Source organism: Streptomyces sp. 351MFTsu5.1 (genome assembly GCF_000383655.1).
GTDB lineage: Bacteria > Actinomycetota > Actinomycetes > Streptomycetales > Streptomycetaceae > Streptomyces > Streptomyces griseorubiginosus.
The window spans coordinates 62,657-82,122 of the sequence record NZ_KB911798.1; the positions used below are offsets into that span (position 1 = coordinate 62,657).

Here is a 19,466-nt window from a genome sequence, read left to right on the forward strand (position 1 = left end):
CGGCCGCCTTGTCCCGTCCGTGCAGGTGTTACGGCTTCGGCGTGGCGTGCGGGGCGCAGGTCACGTCGGTCCTGTCCAGCTCTCCGCTGAGCAGGTAGGCGTCCACCCGCGGGTTGATGCACGGGTTGACCAGACCGGTCACGCCGTGGGAGCCCGCGTCCTTCTCGGTGATCAGGCGGGAGCCCTTGAAGCGCTTGTGCAGTTCGACGCCGCCCGCGTACGGGGTGGCCGCGTCACGCTGGGACTGCACGATGAGCACGCCCGGCAGGCCCTTGCCCGTCCTGACGCTCACCGGGGTCTGCTGCTTGACCGGCCAGGTGGCGCAGGGGAGGTTCATCCAGGCGTTGGCCCAGGTCATGAAGGGGTACTTCTTGTGGAGCGCGGTGTTGTCGCGGTCCCACTTCTTCCAGCTGGTGGGCCACTTGGCGTCGGTGCACTCGACGGCCGTGTAGACGGCGTTGCCGTTCTCGGAGGAGATGTTGCCCGCGGTGTCGGACGGGTCCGGGGCGGCCGCGTCGACCAGCGCCTGGGTGTCGCCGGCGACGTACTTGCCGAACACCGTGGCGACCGGCACCCACGAGGAGTCGTAGTACGGGGCGCTCTGGAAGAAGCTGATCAGCTCGGCCGGGCCGACGACCCCGCCGATGGGGTTCTTCTTGGCGGTGGCGCGCAGTTCGAGCCACTTCGCCTCGACCGCGGCCCGGGTGGTGCCGAGGTGGAAGGTGGCGTCGTTGGCGGCGACCCAGTCCTCCCAGTCCTTCCAGCGGCCCTCGAAGGCGATGTCCTGGTCGAGGTTGGCCTCGTACCAGATCTTCTCGCGGGAGGGGTTCACGACGCTGTCGACGACCATGCGGCGCACGTGGCCCGGGTACATGGTGCCGTAGACGGCGCCGATGTAGGTGCCGTAGGAGACGCCCAGGTAGTTGAGCTTCTTCTCGCCGAGCGCGGCGCGGATGACGTCCAGGTCGCGCACGGTGTTGGGCGTGGTCATCTGCTGGAGCATCGCCTTGCCGGTGCGCTCGGCGCAGCCCTCGGCGTACTCGCGGGCCAGCTTGCGCTGGGCCAGCTTGTCGGCCTCGGAGTCCGGGACCGGGTCGGCCTTGGGCGCCTTCACGAACTCCTGCGGGTCGATGCAGGAGATGGGCGCGGAGTGGCCGACGCCGCGCGGGTCGAAGCCCACGAAGTCGTACGCCTTGGACACGTTGGCCCAGATCGGGTTCTTGTTGACGACACGGAGCGGGAAGCGCATGCCCGAGCCGCCGGGTCCGCCCGGGTTGTAGACGAGGGCGCCCTGGCGCTCCGCCGGGGTGCCGGTGTTGCCGATGCGGTCGACGGCGAGCTTGATCTGCTTGCCGTTCGGCTTGGCGTAGTCCAGCGGGACGCTGACCCAGCCGCACTGGACCGGCTTGGCGATCCCCCAGTCGGCCGGGCAGTCCGCCCAGTCGATACCGGCCTTCGCGGCCCGGGCCGCGGCGATCTCGGCGCCGACGGTCTCCCGGTCCTTGCCGTGCCGGCCGCCCCCGTCGTACGTGTTGGCGCCGGACGCGGGTGCCGCGACGGCACCGGATATGAGTGTGGCCGTGATGAGTACTCCAGCCGAACCGAGCGCGGTCGTCCGCCACTTCGGTCGCGTCTCCCTCAAGAGGGATCCCTCCCCGTACATCGTTTCGAATGCGTACGGGGGATCCTCCTTGCTATGGAGACGCTGTGAACAGAGGGGCGTGACTCTTCTTTGCCAATCCGATAACCGGATGGGGTCGTTCGCTGGGCGAACTACGCACTCAGGACAGCCAACGCCTCGTCCAGCACCCGGCGCAGCCGCAGCGCGTCGGGGGCGACGGCGCTCACGAGTGCCGCGGGCCCGGCGAGCGGGACGACCACGGCGTGCTCGGCGAGCTGTCGTGCTGCCACGGGATGCTCGGCGAACTCCGGCCGCGCGAGGAGGAGTTGACCCACGGCCCGGTGCCCCGAGAGCACGGCGGGTCCGTCCCAGCCGCCCGGCGCGCCCGGTCCGCAGGTCAGTTCCTGGTCCAGCACGGTCCGGCCGGCGATCCGCAGCACGAGCCGGCTGCACAGCCGCCCGGGCTCCTCCCCCACCCGTCCCAGGACCTGCTCCTCGCGCAGCACGAACCGGCTGGTCCTCGCGAGGTCGACGCGCGTGGTGACGTACAGGTCGCTGCCGCCCGCGGAGATCAACTGCTCGGGCAGCCAGTGCAGTTCGGCTCCCTCGGAGAGGGTCAGGCGTACGTCGTAGTGCGCCTCGCCCTTGGCCTGTCCCGGCAGTGCGATGGTGGCGGCGGCCGAGCCGACGTGCAGCCTGGCGCCCTCCTGGACATCGGCCCGCACGGTGAAGTGGTCACCGCCGAGGGGGCCGCTCATCGCGCCGACCAGCATGACCCGTGCCTCGGTGCCGCTCCCCCGGGTGCGCCGCAGGGCCAGCGGTCCGTCGCTCTCCAGTACAGGCAGGGCGGTGCCGCCGCGCCCGTCGTCCCGGGCGACCAGCCGCGCGGTGGCCCGCACTCCGGTCAGGGCCGTGGTCACGCCGCCGTCCACGCGGCGAGCCGCGACCGGACCCAGGCGGCGGTGTCCTCGACGCCGGTCTCGCTCCGCAGGGACTGGAGGACGACCGGGAGCTCCGCGCGCTGCGCCTTGGCGTCGGCGGCCATCCGCGCGAGGTCGGATCCGACGTACGGGGCGAGGTCGGTCTTGTTGACGATGAGCAGGTCGGCGGTGGTGACGCCGGGGCCGCCCTTCCTCGGGATGTCGTCCCCGCCGGCCACGTCGATGACGAAGATCTGGGCGTCGACCAGGCCCTTGGAGAAGGTGGCGGTGAGGTTGTCGCCGCCGCTCTCCACGAGGATCAGGTCCAGGGGGCCGACCTCGTCCTCCAGGTCCTCGACGGCTTCCAGGTTGGCGGAGATGTCGTCCCGGATCGCGGTGTGGGGGCAGGCGCCGGTCTCCACGGCGGTGATGCGCTCGGGAGGCAGGACGGCTTCCCTGAGGAGGAACTCGGCGTCCTCGCGGGTGTAGATGTCGTTCGTCACGACGGCGAGGGACAGTTCGTCGCGCAGGGCGCGGCAGAGCGCGGCGACGGTGGCGGTCTTGCCGGAGCCTACGGGGCCGCCTAGGCCGATGCGCAGGGCTCGGTGGGAGCCGTCGGGGCGGTGGGCGTCGGCGCTTACTGCGGCGGGGCCGTTGTGGTGATGGTCCAGGTGCATGTACGGCTCCTTCGGTTCATGGTCGGGTGCAGGTGTGTGGGGGCTGGTCGCGCAGTTCCCCGCGCCCCTGACTTGGTCATCTGGGCGCCTCTTAGGACGCGAAGAGGCGTACTGGCCACGCCGCGTGCAGTTCCGCTCCGATTTCCAGCAGTGGCGCTGACGCCGAGGGCAGTACGCCGACCCCTTCGGCGACAACCCGCCGCGCCGCCTCCACCGCCTGATCCGCGACCCGGTCCAACTCCGGTGCCAGCCTTGCCAGTACGGCTGTCGCGTCGAAGGGGTCCAGGCTCAGCAGGCGGACCGTCGCGCTCGCCGGGCCGCTGACGCTCTCGTACACCGCGCAGTACGCCGCGTCCACGGCCTCCAGGCCCGCCGACCGGGCCGCCAGACCCAACACGACCGGCTGGTGGGCGCCCTTCGGGAACTCCGTCGCCAACGCCTCGAGTTCGGCGGACGGCCAGGTCGCCCGGGCCGCTCTCATCAGCTGTCGGCCCAGCTTGCGCGCGGCGAGCCGTAGCGCCGGGGACGGGGTGCGGGCGTCCGCCGCCGCGTCCAACTCCCCTGGTGGCACGCCGAGTACGGCGGCCGCGGCCAGCGCCGCCGACACCAGGCCCGCCGTGTGCAGCCGGCCCCGGCAGAACGTCTCCAGGCTCTCCGCGTCCGTGATCCGCCCCGCCTTGACCGCCGCCTCCGCCCCGCCGGAGTGCGCGTGGCCTCCGGCGGGGAAGCGGCCGTCGGCCAGGACGAGCAGTGCGGCCCGTGACATCACAGCCCCGCCATCAGAAGAGGAAGTAGCGCTGGGCCATGGGCAGTTCGGCCGCCGGGGTGGCCTCCACCAGCTCACCGTCGATGTGCACGGCGAAGCTGTCGGGGTCGATCCGGACGTCGGGCCGGGCGTCGTTCTCGCGCATGTCGGCCTTGGTGGTCCCGCGCGTCGACTCGGTGGCCACGAACCGCTTGCCGAGCTGGAGCCGCTCCGGCAGTCCGTCCTCGATGGCGAGCGGGGCCACGAAGTTGAAGGAGTTCGAGGCCGGTGCCCGGCCGATCGCCCCGTACATCGGGCGGGGCAGGATCGGCTGCGGGGTCGGGATGGACGCGTTGGCGTCGCCCATCTGCGCGTAGGCGATCTGGCCGCCCTTCAGCACGAGATGGGGCTTGACGCCGAAGAACGCCGGCTCCCACAGGACCAGGTCGGCCAGCTTGCCGGTCTCGACCGAGCCCACCTCGTGCGCGAGGCCCTGGGCGACGGCGGGGTTGATCGTGTACTTGGCGACATAGCGCCGGACGCGATGGTTGTCCGCGCGGCCGTCGCCCGGCAGGGCGCCCCGGCGCCGCTTCATGACGTGCGCGGTCTGCCAGGTCCGCATGACGACCTCGCCGACGCGGCCCATGGCCTGGGAGTCGGAGGAGATGATCGAGATGGCGCCCAGGTCGTGCAGGATGTCCTCGGCGCCGATGGTCGTGGGGCGGATGCGGGACTCGGCGAAGGCGAGGTCCTCCGGGACGGCCGCGTTCAGGTGGTGGCACACCATCAGCATGTCGAGGTGTTCCTCGGCGGTGTTGACGGTGAAGGGCCGGGTCGGGTTGGTCGAGCTGGGCAGCACGTGCGGCTGGGAGACCACGGTCATGATGTCCGGCGCGTGTCCGCCGCCCGCACCCTCGGTGTGGTAGGCGTGGATGCCCCGGCCGCCGATCGCGGCGAGGGTGTCGCCCACGAAACCGGCCTCGTTGAGGGTGTCGGTGTGGATGGCGACCTGGATGCCGGTGCGGTCGGCGACGGTCAGCGAGGCGTCGATGACGGCCGGGGTCGAGCCCCAGTCCTCGTGCAGCTTCAGGCCGAGGGCACCGCCGCGGATCTGAGACAGCATCGCCTCGTGCGAGACGGTGTTGCCCTTGCCGAGGAAGCCGATGTTGAGCGGGTACTGCTCCATCGCCTCCAGCATCCGGGCGAGGTGCCACGGGCCTGGGGTGACGGTGGTGGCCTTGGAGCCCTCGGCGGGCCCGGTGCCGCCGCCGACCAGGGTGGTGATGCCCGCGGCGAGCGCCTCGTCGGCGATCTGCGGGCAGATGAAGTGGACGTGCGCGTCGATGGCGCCCGCGGTCAGGATCCGTCCGTTGCCCGCGATGACCTCGGTCTCGGGGCCGATCACCAGGTCCGGGTGGATGCCGTCCATGGTGTCGGGGTTGCCCGCCTTGCCGATGCCGGTGATGCGGCCGTCGCGGATGCCGACGTCGGCCTTGACGACACCCCAGTGGTCGACGACAACCGCGCCGGTGATGACGGTGTCGGGGGTGCCTTCCGCGCGGGTGGCCCGCGACTGGCCCATCGACTCGCGGATGACCTTGCCGCCACCGAACACGGCCTCGTCGCCGGCGAGTCCGGGGCCGCCGGAACGATCCTCCTCGATCTCGATCAGCAGGTCGGTGTCGGCGAGCCGGATGCGGTCGCCGGTGGTGGGGCCGAACAGGTCGGCGTAGGCGGCACGAGAGATCTCAGGCATCGAGGGCACCTCCGGTCTCCCCGCGCAGCCCCGGCACCACACGGGCGCCGGCGAGCGGGACGAGTTCCACGTCGACCGGGATGCCGGGCTCGAAGCGCACGGCGGTGCCGGCGGCGACGTTCAGCCGCTTGCCGCGGGCCGCGGCCCGGTCGAACTCCAGGCCGGGGTTGGTCTCGGCGAAGTGGTAGTGGGAGCCGACCTGGACGGGCCGGTCGGCGGCGTTGAGGACGGTCAGACGGGTGACCTCACGGCCCACGTTGTAGGCAATCGGGCCGTCGGCGAAGAGGATCTCTCCGGGGATCATCGGGGCCCCTCAGACGATCGGGTCGTGGACGGTGACGAGCTTGGTGCCGTCCGGGAAGGTGGCCTCGACCTGCACGTCGTGGATCATCTCGGGGATGCCTTCCATGACGTCGTCGCGGGTCAGCAGGGTGCGCCCGGAGGCCATGAGTTCGGCGACGGTACGGCCGTCACGCGCGCCCTCGAGGATGTGCGAGGTGATGAGCGCGACCGCCTCGGGGTGGTTGAGCTTGAGCCCGCGGGCCCGGCGCTTCTCGGCGACGTCGGCCGCCACATGGATCAGCAGCCGTTCTTGCTCGTGCGGGGTCAGTTGCACGTCCCACCTCACAGTCCTCGCTCCGGACCGTGCGGGGTCCGGTTGCCTCAGCCCCGGGCAAAGTCCCTGGTGGCGTGGAGCGCAGGCTAGACGGATCCGGTTTCAGGCACGTTAACCAAGCTGTGATCCGTCAGCTCGTGCCGGGGCCGTCGCGCATGCTCATCAACGCCCGTAGACCCGCGGCAAGATCGTCGGCGGACGCCGGCCCGAACAGTGCCTGCTGCGCGAAGAAGCCCATCGCGGCCGCCATCATGGTCCGGGCCACCTGCTCCGGGGGCACGTCCGCGCGCATCATCCCGGCGTCCTGGTACTCCCCGACGATCCGCGTCCAGGCCGTGCGCACAGCGCCGTAGCCCTCCCGCAGCACGGCCGACAGCTCCTCGTTGCGGATCGTCTCCGCCCACACCTGGACGACCAGCCCCGGGAACGCGGGCCGGCCGTCCACGGTCAGGGACTCCTTGTCGGCGAGGACCCGCCCGAGCACCGACGCGACGAGGCGGTCCGGCGGCGGGGGCGGAGTGCTGCGGGCCGCCTCCTCGAATCCCTCCCGGACCTGGCCGAGCACCTCCGTGACGATCGCGCCGATCAGCTCGTCCTTGCCGCTGAAATAGCGGTACACCGCCCCGGCGGACAGATCGACCTCCTTCAGTACGTCCTGCATGGACGTGGCGTGGAAGCCGTTGCGGGCGAAGCAGAGGGCGGCGCCGTCGAGGATCTGACGGCGGCGGGCGTCGAGGTGCGCCTGGGATACACGAGCCATGCCCCCAACGTAAAACGAACATTCCTTCTTGACAAGGAGCGGCAGCGGCGGGACGGTGGTGACGAACCTAAAACGAACGATCCTTCTTTTTGGAGTCCCCATGGCCACCCGCCGCCGCCTGCTCGCGGTCGTCGTCCTCGTGCCCCTGCTGGCCGCCCTGGCGCTGTGGGCCTTCGCCTGGCCCGCAGCCCGCACCGCTCCCCGCGACCTGCCGCTCGGCGTGGCCGGCCCGGCCGCCGCGACGGCCCGGCTGGAGCAGCAGTTCGGGCGGCACGAGGGCGCCTTCGAGATCCACCGCTTCGCCGACGAGGCCGCCGCCCGGTCCGCCATCGAGAACCGGGACGTGTACGGCGCGGTCGTCGTCACCCCCGAGGGTCCCGAGCTGCTCACCGCGTCGGCCGCGAGCCCGGTCGTGGCCCAGCTCCTGCGGCAGGCCGTGACCGAGCAGGCCGCCGCACAGGGCAGCGGGATGAAGACCGTGGACGTCGTCGCCACCCCCGCGTCCGACCCGAGGGGCGCGGCCCTGAGCTCGTCCGTGCTGCCGCTGGCGCTGGCCGGTCTGGTGGCGGGCGCGCTCGTGACCCTGCTCGGACTGCGCGGGTTCCGGGCCGTCGCCGCGCTGACCGTCGCCGCCGCCCTGGTGGGGATCGTCGCGGCCGCGCTCGCGCACAGCTGGCTCGGGGTCCTCACCGGCGACTGGTGGGCGGAGGCCGGCACGCTCGGGCTTGCCACGCTGGCGGTGAGCGCTGCCGTGGCGGGTCTCGCCGCCCTGGTCGGTCCGGCGGGGATCGGTGCCGTCGCCTTCCTGGTGATGTTCCTCGGCAACCCGTTCTCGGCAGCGGCGTCGGCCCCGCAGCTGCTGCCCGACCCGGTGGGCACGATCGGCCAGTGGCTGCCGCCGGGCGCGAGCGCGACCCTGCTGCGCTCGGTGTCCTTCTTCGACGGAGCGGCCGCCACCGGACCCGCCCTGACCCTCGCCTGGTGGGCGGTGCTGGGGCTCGGCGCGGTCGTCCTGGGGAACGCCCTGAAGGAGCGGACCAAGACCACCGCGTCCGCATCCGGATCCGCCTCCGCGGAGCCCGCACTCACGCCGCTCGGCTGAGGAATCGGCTCCACCGGACCCCGGCCTCGGCGACCGGGGTCCGCGCGGTGCCGAGGCACCTGTCTACGACGGCCCGGCGCCCCGGTGGTGGGCCGCGATGCCGAACCGCTGCTGTTCGCGAGGAGCGGACGCGACCTCCCGCACGGTCGAGACCGCGCTGATCACCTGGTCCTCGGCGGGTTCCTGGAGCGCCTCGAGCTGTTCGAGGTCGGCGGCCGAGACGAGGGCGACCAGCGGCTTTCCGTGCCGTGTGACGACGACGCGCTCGCCGCCGTACACCACCCGGTTGATCAGGTCGGCGAGCTCAGCCCTGGCTTGCGTCACCGGAATCTCGTAGGCCATACCCCCATCATAACGTCACGTACGTCCTGTACATTTTTTACAGACAGCCTGCCGCGAGGAGGGGTACGCCATGGCCCGACCGACCGCCCGTCACGTCCTGCCCGAGTTCCACGAGCGCACGAGCGCGGGCCCGAAGACGATGGATCCCTACTCGAAGCTCCTGGAGGAGCGGATCGTCTTCCTCGGGACGCCGATCGACGACATCGCGGCGAACGACGTGATGGCGCAGTTCATGCACCTCGAGCACCAGGCCCCGGACCGGGACATCGCGCTGTACATCAACTCCCCCGGCGGCTCGTTCAGCGCCATGTCGGCGATCTACGACACGATGCAGTACGTCAGTTGCGACGTGGGGACGACCTGCCTCGGCCAGGCCGGCTCCTCCGCGGCGGTGCTGCTGGCGGCCGGCACGCCGGGCAAGCGCTCCGTGCTCCCCGGCGCCCGGGTGGTGATCCACCAGCCCGCCCTGGCCGAGCCGGTGCGGGGACAGGCGAGCGACCTCGCCATCCAGGCGGACGAGTTGCTCCGGGTGCGGGCCCGCCTGGAGGAGCTGCTGGTGCGGCACACCGGGCGCACTCCCGAGCAGGTGAGCGCGGACATCGAGCGGGACACGATCCTGGACGCGCAGGGCGCCCTGGACCACGGCCTCGTGGACGCGATCGTCCCGAGCCGCAGGTCCTCGCTCACCACGCCGGGCGCGAGGTGAGCCGCGGATGGTCCCCGACCTGCCACCGCTGCCCGCGCTCACGCGCGCGGAGGGCGAGCTGATCGACCGTTATCTCGACGTGGTCGACCTGCTGGGCCGGATCAACCCGGCGCGGCACGAGGACACCTACGGCGGACTGCGCGCGGCGCAGGCCCTGGTGAGCAGGGCGGCCGAGCTGCGCGACGCGCTGGTCCTGATGCACGCGCGCGGCGAGCGCGAGCTGCACGCCGTGACGCTGGCCCGGGCGCTGCGGGTCCTGGACGGTGAGCGGCGCACGGCCCGGGTCACCGTGCCGCCCGCCGAGGACAGTTGACGAGGCGTCCGGAGCTGAGTCGAAACGGACCAAAAGACGTACCCCCTATTGGAGGAGGCGCGACTCCTTTTTCACGCTCGTCAGGGGTGCGCAAGACGTCCGACACGGGAGTGGAGTGAGGAGTTTCTGTGCTGGTCCGGGGCTCCTTTGGCCCTCGACACGCCTGCGTTCGAAGGGGTGTTCACCCAAACGAGTGAGTGGTGAGTAACGCCACAAATCCCCGGTTCCGTTGGGTTTTTCGCACTTCCGTGCGCCAAGATCCCTGTCTGACGACAAGACCCCGCCGCAGTGGCGGGGCGATCCGGGCGGACGCCGAGTCCTGCCGCCGCACGGATGACCGGTCGACAGAAGTGGATCGGCAGGAGTGGAGGACCCAAGCACGACGGGTCGCCGGAACGGTCACGCCATGACCGGGCCGAGCAGCCCTTGGGGTGAAGCCGCGTCAGCGGCCGGGCAACTTCGCCAGCCCGAATCCGACAGGTCATCCTTCACAGGCGGCTGACGAAGGGTTGCGCATGACTGCGCTCAATCGTGTCCCGTCGCTGATGGTCCGGGCCGGTACGGTCTCGGCGTTCGCCATGGCCGCCGTGGGCGGCTCCGTCGTGGTTCCGGGTGTCGCAGCCGACGCCGCCGCCGCGACGCCGGCGACGAAGGCACTCAAGGTCGCGGCCTCCAAGAAGGGCTCGCCGTACAAGTACGGCGCCACGGGACCCCGCCGCTTCGACTGCTCAGGGCTGACGCAGTACTCGTTCAAGAAGGTGGGCAAGAAGCTCCCGCGCACGGCGGCCCAGCAGTACAACAAGACCCGCCACATCGGAGCCGGCAGCCGCAAGGCCGGTGACCTGGTGTTCTTCCACTCGGGCTCGAACGTCTACCACGTCGGCATCTACGCCGGGAAGGGAAAGATCTGGCACGCCCCCAAGACCGGGGACGTGGTGCGACTCCAGAAGATCTGGACGAAGAGCGTCTGGTACGGCCGGGTCAAGTGACGCCCCGAGGGACCGGCGGCGCCCTGACCTGCCGCCGGTCCCTCGGGACTCCCGGCACCCCTGACACACGCTCAGGCGGTCACGGCGGCTGAGGGCCGGCGCAGTGCGCCGTACGATTTCGGTCGTCCACCGGACCGGCAAGGCTACGGCCGCGCGCGGTCCCTTTGGTGTTTTACGGCTCCTGCTGTCCCGCGGCGCTGACCGGCTGTGCCGGTACCGTCCACGGAAGTTCGATGGAGACGGTCTTGCCGCCCTCCCGAGTGGGCCTGACTCTCAGTTTGCCGCCGCACTCCGCGGCGAGCCAGCGCACGATCACCATCCCGCGCCCGTTGTCCTGCTGGACCGCGGCCGGCAGGCGCTTGGGGAAGCGGGGATGGCTGTCGGTGACCCCGATGCGCAGATGTTCGTCACGGTCCAGCTCGATGTCCACCGTGAACGTGGGCGACTGCCCGAAGGTGTGCTGTACGGCGTTGGTGGCGAGTTCGGAGACGATGAGGCGGACGGTCTCGGCGGTGTCCGTGGCCGAGGGCAGCCCCCACTCCGCGAGAGTGCTCAGGACGTAGGTGCGGGCCGCGGAGACCGAAGCGGGTTCGCTCGGCAGAGTGACGGATGCTTCCAGGTGATCTGCCATGGCGACGTCGTCCCTTTCCCACGGGACCGGAGTCCGACATGGTGCGGATGGTTCGAGTACGGTCCCGGACTGGTGGTTCTTCGTCAGAGTGCCATTACCGGGGCGGTGACGGGTGCCGATCCACCAAGATATGCATATATCTGTCGCTCGAAGCGGTGAACTCTGCGACGCGAGACCGTATTTGGGCGGCTCGTAAGGAGTAAGGAGTAGCGCATGCAGCACGGTCCCGCGGTGCGCCGTCGAAAGCTGGGCGCCGAACTGCGTGCGCTGCGCGCGAGTGCGGGGCTCACCAGCGGTGAGGCCGCCCGGCTCGTGGGCTGGCACCAGTCGAAGGTGAGCCGGATCGAGACCGGCGCCAGCGGGGTGAAACCGGCCGATGTGCGGTTACTCCTGGACGCCTTCGGTGTGACGGACGCGGATCTGCGGGAGCTGCTGCTGGTATTGGCGGGCACCGACGGGAGCGGCGGTGGCCGGCACCACTGGTGGCACGCCTATCGGGGCGTACTGCCGCCGACCTACCGGGACTTCATCAGTCTGGAGTCCCAGGCGAACACGATGCGCACCCTGGAGACCTCGGTGGTGCCCGGGCTGCTCCAGACGCCCGAGTACGCCCGCGCGGTGACCAGGGCCGCGGTGGACGGGCTGGACGACGAGCGGCTCGACACACTGGTCGAGGTGCGGCTGGCCCGTCAGGACGTGCTGCGCGCCGAGCGGCCGCTGGAGCTGAGCGCCGTCCTGGACGAGGCGGTGCTGCGGCGGGAGGTCGGCGGGCCGGAGGTGATGACCCGGCAGCTGCGCAGGCTCCTGGAGGCGGCCCGGTTGCCACAAGTGTGCCTACAGGTACTGCCGTTCACGGCCGGGGCGCATGTGGGTATCACCGGGCCTTTCGTAATCTTCTCATTTTCGAGCACTTCTGATCTGGACGTGGTTGTTCTCGACCACTTGACGAGTAGCCTCTACCTCGAACGGAAAGAAGACCTGGAGGCCTACACCGAGGCCTTCAACACCCTTCAGGGCCACGCCCTTTCGCCCGAGGAATCGTTGGATTACATCGCCGGGATAGGTGACGGCGCGTAAGGAGGCACCATGTCTGCACTGCCTCGGCACGTTCCTTCCAGTACCGATCTGCGTGAAGTGCGGTGGCTGCGCAGCAGTCGCAGCACCGGAGCGAACAACTGCGTCGAGACGGCGAGGCCGTCGGCCGGGCCCTGGGCCGGGCTGCTCGCCGTCCGCGACTCCAAGAACCCGGACGGACCCGCGCTGCTCTTCTCCCCCGAGAGCTGGGCGGGCTTCACAGCCGCGTTCTGACCGTCAGTCCGTCCGGCGCACGGCCGTGTCACGCCGACTCATGGTCGTGTCCCGCCGATCACCTGTACAGCGCGTTCGATCTGCTCCTCGGTGAGGTCGGCGCGGGCGGTCAGCCTGAGCCGTGAGATCCCGTCGGGCACGGACGGGGGCCGGAAACAGCCCACGAACAGCCCGGCCGCACGGCAGTCGGCCGCCCACCGCACGGCCTCCTCCGGGGAGGGTGCCCGCACCGAGACCACCGCGGCGTCCGGACGTACCGCTTCCAGACCCGCGGCGGTCAGGCGTGCGTGCAGTCCGGTCGCCACCTCACGCGCGCGTGCGGCCCGTTCGGGTTCACGGCCGAGCAGCCGCAGGGCCGCGAGGGCGGCTCCCGCCGCCGCGGGGGCCAGACCGGTGTCGAAGATGAACGTCCGCGCCGCGTTGACCAGGTGCTCGACGACCCGTGCGGGGCCGAGCACGGCACCGCCCTGGCTGCCGAGCGACTTGGACAGCGTGACCGTGACGACCACGTCGTCGGCGCCCGCGAGTCCCGCCGCGTGCGGGGCCCCGCGGCCGCCGGCGCCGAGCACGCCCAGGCCGTGGGCATCGTCGACGACCAGGCCAGCGCCGTGCTCCCGGCATGCCTCGGCGAGGCCGGCCAGGGGCGCGGCGTCGCCGTCGACGGAGAAGACGGTGTCGGAGACGGCGAGGGCGGGGCCGTCATGCGTAGCGAGCGTCTTGCGGACGGCGTCCGGGTCGGCGTGCGCGACCACCTGGGTCGTACCGCGGGCCAGTCGGCAGCCGTCGATGAGGGAGGCGTGGTTGCCCGCGTCGGAGACGATCAGCGAGCCGTGCGGGGCGAGCGCGGTGACGGCGGCGAGGTTGGCCGCGTAGCCGGAGGAGAACACGAGCGCGGCCTCGAAGCCGCAGAAGGCGGCCAGTTCGCGTTCGAGTGCGGTGTGCAGCTCGGTGGTGCCGGTGACGAGCCGGGACCCGGTCGCGCCGGCGCCCCAGGTCCGGGCGGCCTCCTGCGCCCCCGCCACGACTTCGGGGTGGCGGGCCAGGCCCAGGTAGTCGTTGCTGGCGAGATCGAGCAGCGGCGAGTCGGCCGGGCGGGGCCGCAGGGTCCGTACGAGTCCGGCCCGCCGGCGTGCCGCCGCCTGCTCGTCGATCCAGCCGAACGCCATGGGTCCTCCGGTGCTTTTGTAGACAACGAACAGACCCTAGCGGCAGCAAACGCTACCCACGGTGTGGCAATACCCACACGTCAAAGCGGGTGAGTTGTTCGATCCCTACCTTGGCCGGGGGCGGGTCCTTAGGACAGGATCGGCTCTCATGGACCTGCTGAACACGCTGGTGGACAAGGGGCTTCGGCGCGAGCTGCCGACCCGCGAGGAGGCGCTGGCCGTACTGGCCACGTCCGACGACGAGCTGCTCGACGTGGTGGCCGCGGCCGGGAAGGTGCGCCGGCACTGGTTCGGACGGCGGGTGAAACTCAACTATCTCGTCAACCTGAAGTCCGGGCTGTGCCCCGAGGACTGCTCCTACTGCTCCCAGCGGCTGGGCTCTTCGACGGGCATCCTGAAGTACACCTGGCTCAAGCCCGAGCAGGCCTCCCAGGCCGCCGCGGCCGGGCTGGCCGGCGGCGCCAAGCGGGTCTGCCTGGTGGCGTCCGGGCGCGGCCCGACCGACCGGGACGTGGACCGGGTCGCCGGCACCATCAAGGCGATCAAGGAGCAGAACGAGGGCGTCGAGGTGTGCGCCTGTCTCGGCCTGCTCTCCGACGGCCAGGCCGAGCGGCTGCGCGAGGCGGGCGCGGACGCCTACAACCACAACCTGAACACGTCCGAGTCGACCTACGGCGACATCACGACCACCCACACCTACGCCGACCGGGTCGACACCGTGAACAAGGCGCACGCGGCCGGTCTGTCCGCCTGCTCCGGCCTGATCGCCGGCATGGGCGAGTCCGACGAGGACCTCGTGGACGTCGTCTACTCGCTGCGCGAGCTGGACCCCGACTCGGTTCCGGTCAACTTCCTGATCCCGGTCGAGGGCACCCCGCTGGCCAAGGAGTGGAACCTCACCCCGCAGCGCTGCCTGCGGATCCTCGCGATGGTCCGCTTCGTCTGCCCGGACGTGGAGGTCCGCATCGCGGGCGGCCGCGAGGTCCATCTGCGCACCATGCAGCCCCTCGCCCTGCACCTCGCCAACTCGATCTTCCTCGGCGACTACCTCACCACCGAGGGCCAGGCCGGCAAGGCCGACCTGGAGATGATCGCCGACGCCGGGTTCGAGGTGGAGGGCGCGGGCGAGGTGACGCTGCCGGAGCACCGGGTGACGGCCGGGGGCGGCTGCGGCTCGCACGAGGGCGGCGGCTGCGGCTCGGAGGCGGCCGAGAGTGCCGGGTGCGGGTCGCACGCGGGCGGTGGCGTCTGCGGTACGGCCGCCCCGGCGCCGGCGGTGGGCGAGCCCCGGACGGACCTGGTCGCGGTACGCCGCCGTGGTGCCGGTACGGATCTCGCGCCCAATGCCTGATCTGCCCGGCCTGCCGGTGCCGGAACTGCTCGCGCTCGACCGGCGGCACGTGTGGCATCCGTACGGTCCGATGCCCGGCCGGGTGGACCCGCTCGTCGTGGAGTCGGCGAGCGGGGTGCGGTTGAGGCTGGCGGAGGGGCCGGAGCTGGTGGACGGCATGTCCTCCTGGTGGTCGGCGATCCACGGCTACAACCACCCGGTGCTCAACGAGGCCGCGCGTGAGCAGCTCGGGCGGATGAGCCATGTGATGTTCGGCGGGCTCACCCACGAGCCCGCCGTCCGGCTGGCGAAGCTCCTTGTCGACATGTCTCCCGACGGCCTCGAGCATGTCTTCCTGGCCGACTCGGGATCGGTGTCGGTCGAGGTCGCGGTGAAGATGTGCCTCCAGTACTGGCGTTCGCTGGGCCGCAGCGGCAAGCAGCGCCTGCTGACCTGGCGCGGCGGCTACCACGGGGACACCTGGCAGCCGATGTCGGTGTGCGACCCCGAGGGCGGGATGCACGAGCTGTGGTCCGGGGTGCTGCCCCGCCAGGTGTTCGTGGACGCGCCCCCGGCCGGGTACGAGGAGGCGTACGCCGAGCAGCTGCGGGCGGCGGTCGAGCGGCACGCGGACGAGCTGGCCGCGGTGATCGTGGAGCCGGTGGTGCAGGGCGCGGGCGGGATGCGGTTCCACTCCCCCGCGTATCTGCGGGTGCTGCGCGAGGCGTGCGACGCGCACGACGTGCTGCTGGTGTTCGACGAGATCGCGACCGGGTTCGGGCGCACGGGCGCGCTGTTCGCTGCGGAGCACGCGGCGGTGACGCCGGACGTGATGTGCGTGGGCAAGGCGCTGACCGGCGGCTACCTGACCATGGCCGCGACTTTGTGCACGCCCCGGGTGGCCGAGGGGATCTCGCGGGGCGAGGTCCCGGTGCTCGCGCACGGCCCGACCTTCATGGGCAATCCGCTGGCCGCTTCGGTGGCCTGCGCCTCGATCGGGCTGCTGCTCGGGCAGGACTGGCTCGCGGAGGTCAAGCGGATCGAGGCGGGGCTGCGGGAGGGGCTGGCACCGGTCGGCGAGCTCCCGGGCGTGAAGGACGTACGGGTGCTCGGCGCCATCGGGGTCGTGCAGCTGGACCACGAGGTCGACATGAGGGCCGCGACGGAGGCCGCCGTGCGCGAGGGCGTGTGGCTGCGGCCGTTCCGCGACCTCGTCTACACGATGCCGCCGTACGTCACCGGTGACGGGGACGTGGCACGGATCGCGCGCGCGGTGTGCGCGGCGGCGAAGGAGGGATGACATGCCGGTCCTGGTGATCACGGGCACGGGCACGGAGGTCGGCAAGACGGTGACCACGGCCGCCGTCGCCGCGGCGGCGCTCGCGGCGGGGCGGACGGTCGCCGTCCTGAAGGCCGCGCAGACCGGCGTACGGCCGGACCAGGCCGGGGACGTCGAGGAGGCGGCCCGGCTCGCGGGTGCCGTGACCAAGGCCGAACTGGCCCGTTTTCCCGAGCCGTTGGCCCCGGCGACGGCCGCGCGCCGGGCCGCTCTCGCACCGGTCCGCCCCGCCGGGATCGCCGAGGCCGCCGCCAAGCTGGCCACCGAGCACGACCTGGTGCTGGTGGAGGGGGCGGGCGGGCTGCTCGTCCGCTTCGACGAGGCGGGCGGGACACTGGCCGACGCGGCGGAGCTGCTGGGGGCTCCGGTCCTGGTGGTGGCGTCGGCGGGCCTGGGCACGCTCAACACCACGGAACTGACGGCCCGTGAACTGCGCCGCCGCCGACTGGACTTGGCGGGTGTGGTGATCGGCAGTTGGCCCGACTCCCCCGACCTCGCCTCGCGGTGCAATGTCGCGGACCTGCCGGAGGTGTCCGGGGCCCCGCTGCTCGGCGCCCTGCCGGCCGGGGCGGGGCGGCTCGCGCCCGCCGACTTCCGCGCGGCGGCGCCGAGTTGGCTGGCACCGCGGCTGGACGGGACGTGGGACGCGGAGGCGTTCGGGGTGCGCGAGGCGGCCTGAGCCGTCGAGGGGCGTTGCGGGGCCCCGCCCTCGGCGCAGGCCGTCAGGGCACCTCGCTGCCGGCGATGAGGCGTACCAGTTCGATGCGGGAGCGGATGCCCAACCGGGTGAACACGCCCCGCAGATGGTGGTCGATCGTGCGGGGGCTGAGGGCCAGGCGGGCGGCGATCTCGCGGTTGGTGGCGCCCTCGGTGACCATGCGGGCGACCAGCAGTTGCTGGGCGGTGAGGCGGGCGGCCGGATCAACGGAGTGGGCCGGGGCGGCGGGGGCGCCCAGGGCACGGAGTTCGGCCCTCGCCCGGGCGGCACAGTGCGGTGCGCCGAAGTGGTCGAAGGCTTCGAGGGCACTGTGGAGCCGGTCGCGGGCCTCCGTGCGGTGCCGCAGACGGCGCAGGGCGCTGCCGAACAGGAGCTCGGTGCGGGCGCGTTCGAAGTCCCTCGTGCCGCGGGCGTGCAGTGCGAGGGCCGTGCGGTAGTGCTCGACGGCCTCCTCCCCCGGCGCCAGCAGGGCCCGGCAGCGGGCGCTCAGGGCGAGGTCGTCGGGGCTGCGGACGGCCGTCGCCCAGCGGTGGTAGTCGGCGTGGGCGGCGCGCGCGATGCGGGTGTCGCCGGTGCGGACGGCGGCCTCGACGTAGTGCGGGGTGGCCAGGTGCCGGATGGCCCGGTGCCCGTGGCCGGGGCCGAACCCGGCGAGGGCCCGCAGCCGGGCCGCCGCACCGGCGAAGCGGCCGTCCGTGAGGTCGAGGAAGGCGAGCGCCCACTGGGCGAGGGCGGCGGGCAGGCCGAGGCCCCGGGCGAGGGCGTACGACCGTGCGGCGGCGGCCCGTTCACGGCAGACGTCGGCGTCTCCGGTGATCGCCGCGAACATGGCCAGGGCGGCCTGGAGGTGGCAGGCCCCGTTGTCCTGGCCGGTGGCGTACGCCTGGTGCAGGGCCTCCGTCGCAGCGGCGCGGCCGGCTTGCGGGCGGCCCGTCCAGAAGTCGGCGTAGGCGCGGAACTCCATGGCCTGCGCCAGAACGCCGGTCGCGCCCCGGGCACGGGCGGAGGCTGCGGCGCGCAGGGTCGCGGTGGCGGCGCGGGTGTGGTCGCCGAGCATCAGCGCGGCGATGCCGGCGTGGACGAGGAGGGTGGGGTCCCCGCCCGGCCCGCAGCGCCCGGCGGCCGCCTGGAGGAGGTCGCGGGCGTCCTCGTAGCGTCCCTCGAAGGCGGCGGCGAGTCCCCCGAGGGTGCCGGGCGACGCGACCCCGAGCCGCTCGGCCACCCGGGCCGCCTCCCGGCAGCGCCGCAGGTCGCCGGTGTAGACGGCGGCTTCGGTGGCGCGGGCGAGGAGGTGGGCGGCGGGGTCGAGGGGCACGCCTTTGTCTTCTGACGTCCCCGCGTCTCCTGACCTCCGCGTGTCGCCTGACGTCCCCGCGTCTCCTGACCTCCCCGCGTCGCCTGACCTCCCCGTGTCGCCTGACGTCCCGCCCCCGTCCGGAGAATCGTTCCGTCTTCCTGGTCTCGCGCGGTGCGCGGCCGCGCCGAGGAGCGCGTCGAACGCCTCCGTGGCGTTGCCCGCGCGGAGCGCGATCAGGCCCGAGAGGGCGTCGTCCGCCGTGCCCTCGGCCACCAGGCGGCGGGCCCGGTCGCCGTCGCCGGCCTGCCAGGCGTCGGCGGCGGCACGTGTCACCAGACGTGAGCGCTCCGCGGGATCCGGACAGAGCGCGGCGGCGCGCTCCGACAGAGCGCGCGCCAGGGCGGGTTGCCCGGTGCGGCGAGCCTTGTCGGCCGCGCCCCGCAGCTCCGCCACCAGCCGTGCGCTCGGGCCCAGCGCGCCCGCGCCGCGGTGCCAGGAACGCCGGGGTGACTCGCCGTCCCCGTGCAGCACCCTGGCCAGCAGCCGGTGGACGTCACGGCGGTCGGCCGGGGACCCGGACTCGTACGCGGCGATCCTCGTCCAGGTGTCCCGGAAGACCACACCCCCGGTGCCGAAGTGCGCCACGCCCGCGGTCTCCGCTCGCTCCAGCGGGCGGGTGTCGAGGCCGACGGCGGTGACGGCCCGGGAGAAGGCGTGGGTGGCGACCGGGTACTGGTCGGCCGCCGCGAGGAGCAGCAGCAGGCGGGTGTCGTCGGGCAGGGACCGGATCTCCGCGCGTAGTGCGCGCAGCAACTGCGGTGCGAGCGAGGCCGGTTCGGCAGGGAGCGGGTCGAAGCCGGCCGACTGGCGGTCGCTCAGCAGCGTCACGAGCTCGGCGGCGGCACGCGGATCGCCGTAAACGGAATGCAGCAGCCGTACCCGCACGCCCTCGGGAAGCGCCTGGATCACGCGTCTCGGTGGCGAAGTGCGGCTGGGATGCGGAGGGTTCACCGGAGTCACCACGCAACTCACGTTACTGGCGAGTTAATTGACCCGTAAAGACCGGCGATTTCACCGATGCCACGCGCGTGGACCCGGCCCGACACTCCTGGCAACCCCACCCGTTTCAG

21 protein-coding genes and 1 riboswitch are annotated in these 19,466 nt (G+C 72.3%); of the genes, 9 read left to right on the top strand and 12 right to left on the bottom strand.

Going from position 1 to position 19,466, the window contains the following annotated elements:
* Positions 1-28: 28 nt before the first annotated feature.
* The 8 genes from H295_RS0137260 to H295_RS0137295 form a co-directional block, all read right to left on the bottom strand.
* The gene (locus H295_RS0137260) at positions 29-1,642 is read right to left on the bottom strand and encodes an alpha/beta hydrolase (RefSeq protein WP_028810101.1); all 1,614 of its coding nucleotides are present in this window, start codon (positions 1,640-1,642) and stop codon (positions 29-31) included.
* A 131-nt stretch (positions 1,643-1,773) separates the two neighbouring features.
* Positions 1,774-2,553, bottom strand: a complete 780-nt coding sequence (locus H295_RS0137265) for an urease accessory protein UreD (protein WP_020140452.1) — start codon at positions 2,551-2,553, stop codon at positions 1,774-1,776.
* Positions 2,538-3,218: an urease accessory protein UreG gene (ureG, locus tag H295_RS0137270; protein WP_020140453.1), complete on the bottom strand. Its 681-nt coding sequence runs from the start codon at positions 3,216-3,218 to the stop codon at positions 2,538-2,540. Before ureG ends, H295_RS0137265 begins: the two co-directional genes overlap by 16 nt.
* A gap of 91 nt (positions 3,219-3,309) precedes the next feature.
* Positions 3,310-3,984: an urease accessory protein UreF gene (locus tag H295_RS0137275; RefSeq protein WP_020140454.1), complete on the bottom strand. Its 675-nt coding sequence runs from the start codon at positions 3,982-3,984 to the stop codon at positions 3,310-3,312.
* 13 nt (positions 3,985-3,997) lie between these two features.
* Positions 3,998-5,719, bottom strand: a complete 1,722-nt coding sequence (locus H295_RS0137280; RefSeq protein ID WP_020140455.1) for an urease subunit alpha — start codon at positions 5,717-5,719, stop codon at positions 3,998-4,000.
* The gene (locus H295_RS0137285; RefSeq protein ID WP_020140456.1) at positions 5,712-6,023 is read right to left on the bottom strand and encodes an urease subunit beta; all 312 of its coding nucleotides are present in this window, start codon (positions 6,021-6,023) and stop codon (positions 5,712-5,714) included. The genes H295_RS0137280 and H295_RS0137285 overlap by 8 nt, the downstream gene beginning before the upstream one ends.
* Before the next feature lie 9 nt (positions 6,024-6,032).
* The gene (locus H295_RS0137290) at positions 6,033-6,335 is read right to left on the bottom strand and encodes an urease subunit gamma (RefSeq protein ID WP_028810102.1); all 303 of its coding nucleotides are present in this window, start codon (positions 6,333-6,335) and stop codon (positions 6,033-6,035) included.
* A 130-nt stretch (positions 6,336-6,465) separates the two neighbouring features.
* Complete coding sequence (locus tag H295_RS0137295) at positions 6,466-7,095, bottom strand: TetR/AcrR family transcriptional regulator (protein ID WP_020140458.1); 630 nt, start codon at positions 7,093-7,095, stop codon at positions 6,466-6,468.
* A gap of 100 nt (positions 7,096-7,195) precedes the next feature.
* Here H295_RS0137295 and H295_RS0137300 point away from each other — a divergent pair, with 100 nt between their 5' ends.
* Positions 7,196-8,197: a membrane protein gene (locus tag H295_RS0137300; protein WP_020140459.1), complete on the top strand. Its 1,002-nt coding sequence runs from the start codon at positions 7,196-7,198 to the stop codon at positions 8,195-8,197.
* A 63-nt stretch (positions 8,198-8,260) separates the two neighbouring features.
* Here H295_RS0137300 and H295_RS0137305 read toward each other — a convergent pair whose 3' ends face one another.
* The gene (locus H295_RS0137305) at positions 8,261-8,539 is read right to left on the bottom strand and encodes a type II toxin-antitoxin system Phd/YefM family antitoxin (RefSeq protein WP_020140460.1); all 279 of its coding nucleotides are present in this window, start codon (positions 8,537-8,539) and stop codon (positions 8,261-8,263) included.
* Positions 8,540-8,609: 70 nt separating this feature from the next.
* On the opposite strand from H295_RS0137305, the gene H295_RS0137310 reads away from it, so the two are divergent.
* From H295_RS0137310 to H295_RS0137320, 3 genes are all read left to right on the top strand, one after another.
* A complete protein-coding gene (locus H295_RS0137310; RefSeq protein WP_020140461.1) occupies positions 8,610-9,245 on the top strand; it encodes an ATP-dependent Clp protease proteolytic subunit in 636 nt (211 codons plus the stop codon).
* 7 nt (positions 9,246-9,252) lie between these two features.
* The gene (locus tag H295_RS0137315; RefSeq protein ID WP_020140462.1) at positions 9,253-9,558 is read left to right on the top strand and encodes a hypothetical protein; all 306 of its coding nucleotides are present in this window, start codon (positions 9,253-9,255) and stop codon (positions 9,556-9,558) included.
* 300 nt (positions 9,559-9,858) lie between these two features.
* A riboswitch (cyclic di-AMP (ydaO/yuaA leader) is annotated at positions 9,859-10,070 on the top strand.
* A gap of 3 nt (positions 10,071-10,073) precedes the next feature.
* Positions 10,074-10,547 (top strand): C40 family peptidase, encoded by a 474-nt coding sequence (locus H295_RS0137320; RefSeq protein ID WP_028810103.1) that lies wholly within the window; start codon positions 10,074-10,076, stop codon positions 10,545-10,547.
* Positions 10,548-10,719: 172 nt separating this feature from the next.
* Here H295_RS0137320 and H295_RS0137325 read toward each other — a convergent pair whose 3' ends face one another.
* Positions 10,720-11,178, bottom strand: coding sequence for an ATP-binding protein (locus H295_RS0137325; protein ID WP_020140464.1), 459 nt, complete (start codon positions 11,176-11,178; stop codon positions 10,720-10,722).
* Between the two features lie 213 nt (positions 11,179-11,391).
* Here H295_RS0137325 and H295_RS0137330 point away from each other — a divergent pair, with 213 nt between their 5' ends.
* Complete coding sequence (locus H295_RS0137330; RefSeq protein ID WP_020140465.1) at positions 11,392-12,255, top strand: helix-turn-helix domain-containing protein; 864 nt, start codon at positions 11,392-11,394, stop codon at positions 12,253-12,255.
* A 9-nt stretch (positions 12,256-12,264) separates the two neighbouring features.
* Complete coding sequence (locus tag H295_RS0137335) at positions 12,265-12,486, top strand: DUF397 domain-containing protein (protein ID WP_028810104.1); 222 nt, start codon at positions 12,265-12,267, stop codon at positions 12,484-12,486.
* 38 nt (positions 12,487-12,524) lie between these two features.
* Here H295_RS0137335 and H295_RS0137340 read toward each other — a convergent pair whose 3' ends face one another.
* On the bottom strand, positions 12,525-13,652 hold the full coding sequence (locus H295_RS0137340) for an 8-amino-7-oxononanoate synthase (RefSeq protein ID WP_020140467.1): 1,128 nt from the start codon (positions 13,650-13,652) through the stop codon (positions 12,525-12,527).
* Positions 13,653-13,800: 148 nt separating this feature from the next.
* Here H295_RS0137340 and bioB point away from each other — a divergent pair, with 148 nt between their 5' ends.
* From bioB to bioD, 3 genes are read left to right on the top strand one after another with little or no spacing between them, the layout of a single operon-like run.
* Entirely contained in the window at positions 13,801-15,003 is a 1,203-nt protein-coding gene (gene bioB / locus H295_RS0137345; protein WP_020140468.1) for a biotin synthase BioB, read from the top strand.
* On the top strand, positions 14,996-16,282 hold the full coding sequence (locus H295_RS0137350; protein WP_020140469.1) for an adenosylmethionine--8-amino-7-oxononanoate transaminase: 1,287 nt from the start codon (positions 14,996-14,998) through the stop codon (positions 16,280-16,282). Before bioB ends, H295_RS0137350 begins: the two co-directional genes overlap by 8 nt.
* 1 nt (position 16,283) lies before the next feature.
* Entirely contained in the window at positions 16,284-17,000 is a 717-nt protein-coding gene (bioD, locus tag H295_RS0137355) for a dethiobiotin synthase (protein WP_020140470.1), read from the top strand.
* Positions 17,001-17,043: 43 nt separating this feature from the next.
* Here bioD and H295_RS0137360 read toward each other — a convergent pair whose 3' ends face one another.
* Positions 17,044-19,305: a helix-turn-helix transcriptional regulator gene (locus tag H295_RS0137360; protein WP_020140471.1), complete on the bottom strand. Its 2,262-nt coding sequence runs from the start codon at positions 19,303-19,305 to the stop codon at positions 17,044-17,046.
* Positions 19,306-19,466 lie beyond the last annotated feature (161 nt).

Bases quoted from the DNA above. Each gene is read 5' to 3' on its own strand.
- H295_RS0137335 (WP_028810104.1), top strand. From the start codon at position 12,265: ATGTCTGCACTGCCTCGGCACGTTCCTTCCAGTACCGATCTGCGTGAA.
- H295_RS0137280 (WP_020140455.1), bottom strand. From the start codon at position 5,719: ATGCCTGAGATCTCTCGTGCCGCCTACGCCGACCTGTTCGGCCCCACC.
- H295_RS0137330 (WP_020140465.1), top strand. From the start codon at position 11,392: ATGCAGCACGGTCCCGCGGTGCGCCGTCGAAAGCTGGGCGCCGAACTG.
- H295_RS0137305 (WP_020140460.1), bottom strand. From the start codon at position 8,539: ATGGCCTACGAGATTCCGGTGACGCAAGCCAGGGCTGAGCTCGCCGAC.
- H295_RS0137310 (WP_020140461.1), top strand. From the start codon at position 8,610: ATGGCCCGACCGACCGCCCGTCACGTCCTGCCCGAGTTCCACGAGCGC.
- H295_RS0137295 (WP_020140458.1), bottom strand. From the start codon at position 7,095: ATGGCTCGTGTATCCCAGGCGCACCTCGACGCCCGCCGCCGTCAGATC.
- H295_RS0137285 (WP_020140456.1), bottom strand. From the start codon at position 6,023: ATGATCCCCGGAGAGATCCTCTTCGCCGACGGCCCGATTGCCTACAAC.
- H295_RS0137320 (WP_028810103.1), top strand. From the start codon at position 10,074: ATGACTGCGCTCAATCGTGTCCCGTCGCTGATGGTCCGGGCCGGTACG.
- H295_RS0137350 (WP_020140469.1), top strand. From the start codon at position 14,996: ATGCCTGATCTGCCCGGCCTGCCGGTGCCGGAACTGCTCGCGCTCGAC.
- H295_RS0137340 (WP_020140467.1), bottom strand. From the start codon at position 13,652: ATGGCGTTCGGCTGGATCGACGAGCAGGCGGCGGCACGCCGGCGGGCC.
- bioB (WP_020140468.1), top strand. From the start codon at position 13,801: ATGGACCTGCTGAACACGCTGGTGGACAAGGGGCTTCGGCGCGAGCTG.
- bioD (WP_020140470.1), top strand. From the start codon at position 16,284: ATGCCGGTCCTGGTGATCACGGGCACGGGCACGGAGGTCGGCAAGACG.
- ureG (WP_020140453.1), bottom strand. From the start codon at position 3,218: ATGCACCTGGACCATCACCACAACGGCCCCGCCGCAGTAAGCGCCGAC.
- H295_RS0137300 (WP_020140459.1), top strand. From the start codon at position 7,196: ATGGCCACCCGCCGCCGCCTGCTCGCGGTCGTCGTCCTCGTGCCCCTG.
- H295_RS0137315 (WP_020140462.1), top strand. From the start codon at position 9,253: ATGGTCCCCGACCTGCCACCGCTGCCCGCGCTCACGCGCGCGGAGGGC.
- H295_RS0137275 (WP_020140454.1), bottom strand. From the start codon at position 3,984: ATGTCACGGGCCGCACTGCTCGTCCTGGCCGACGGCCGCTTCCCCGCC.
- H295_RS0137325 (WP_020140464.1), bottom strand. From the start codon at position 11,178: ATGGCAGATCACCTGGAAGCATCCGTCACTCTGCCGAGCGAACCCGCT.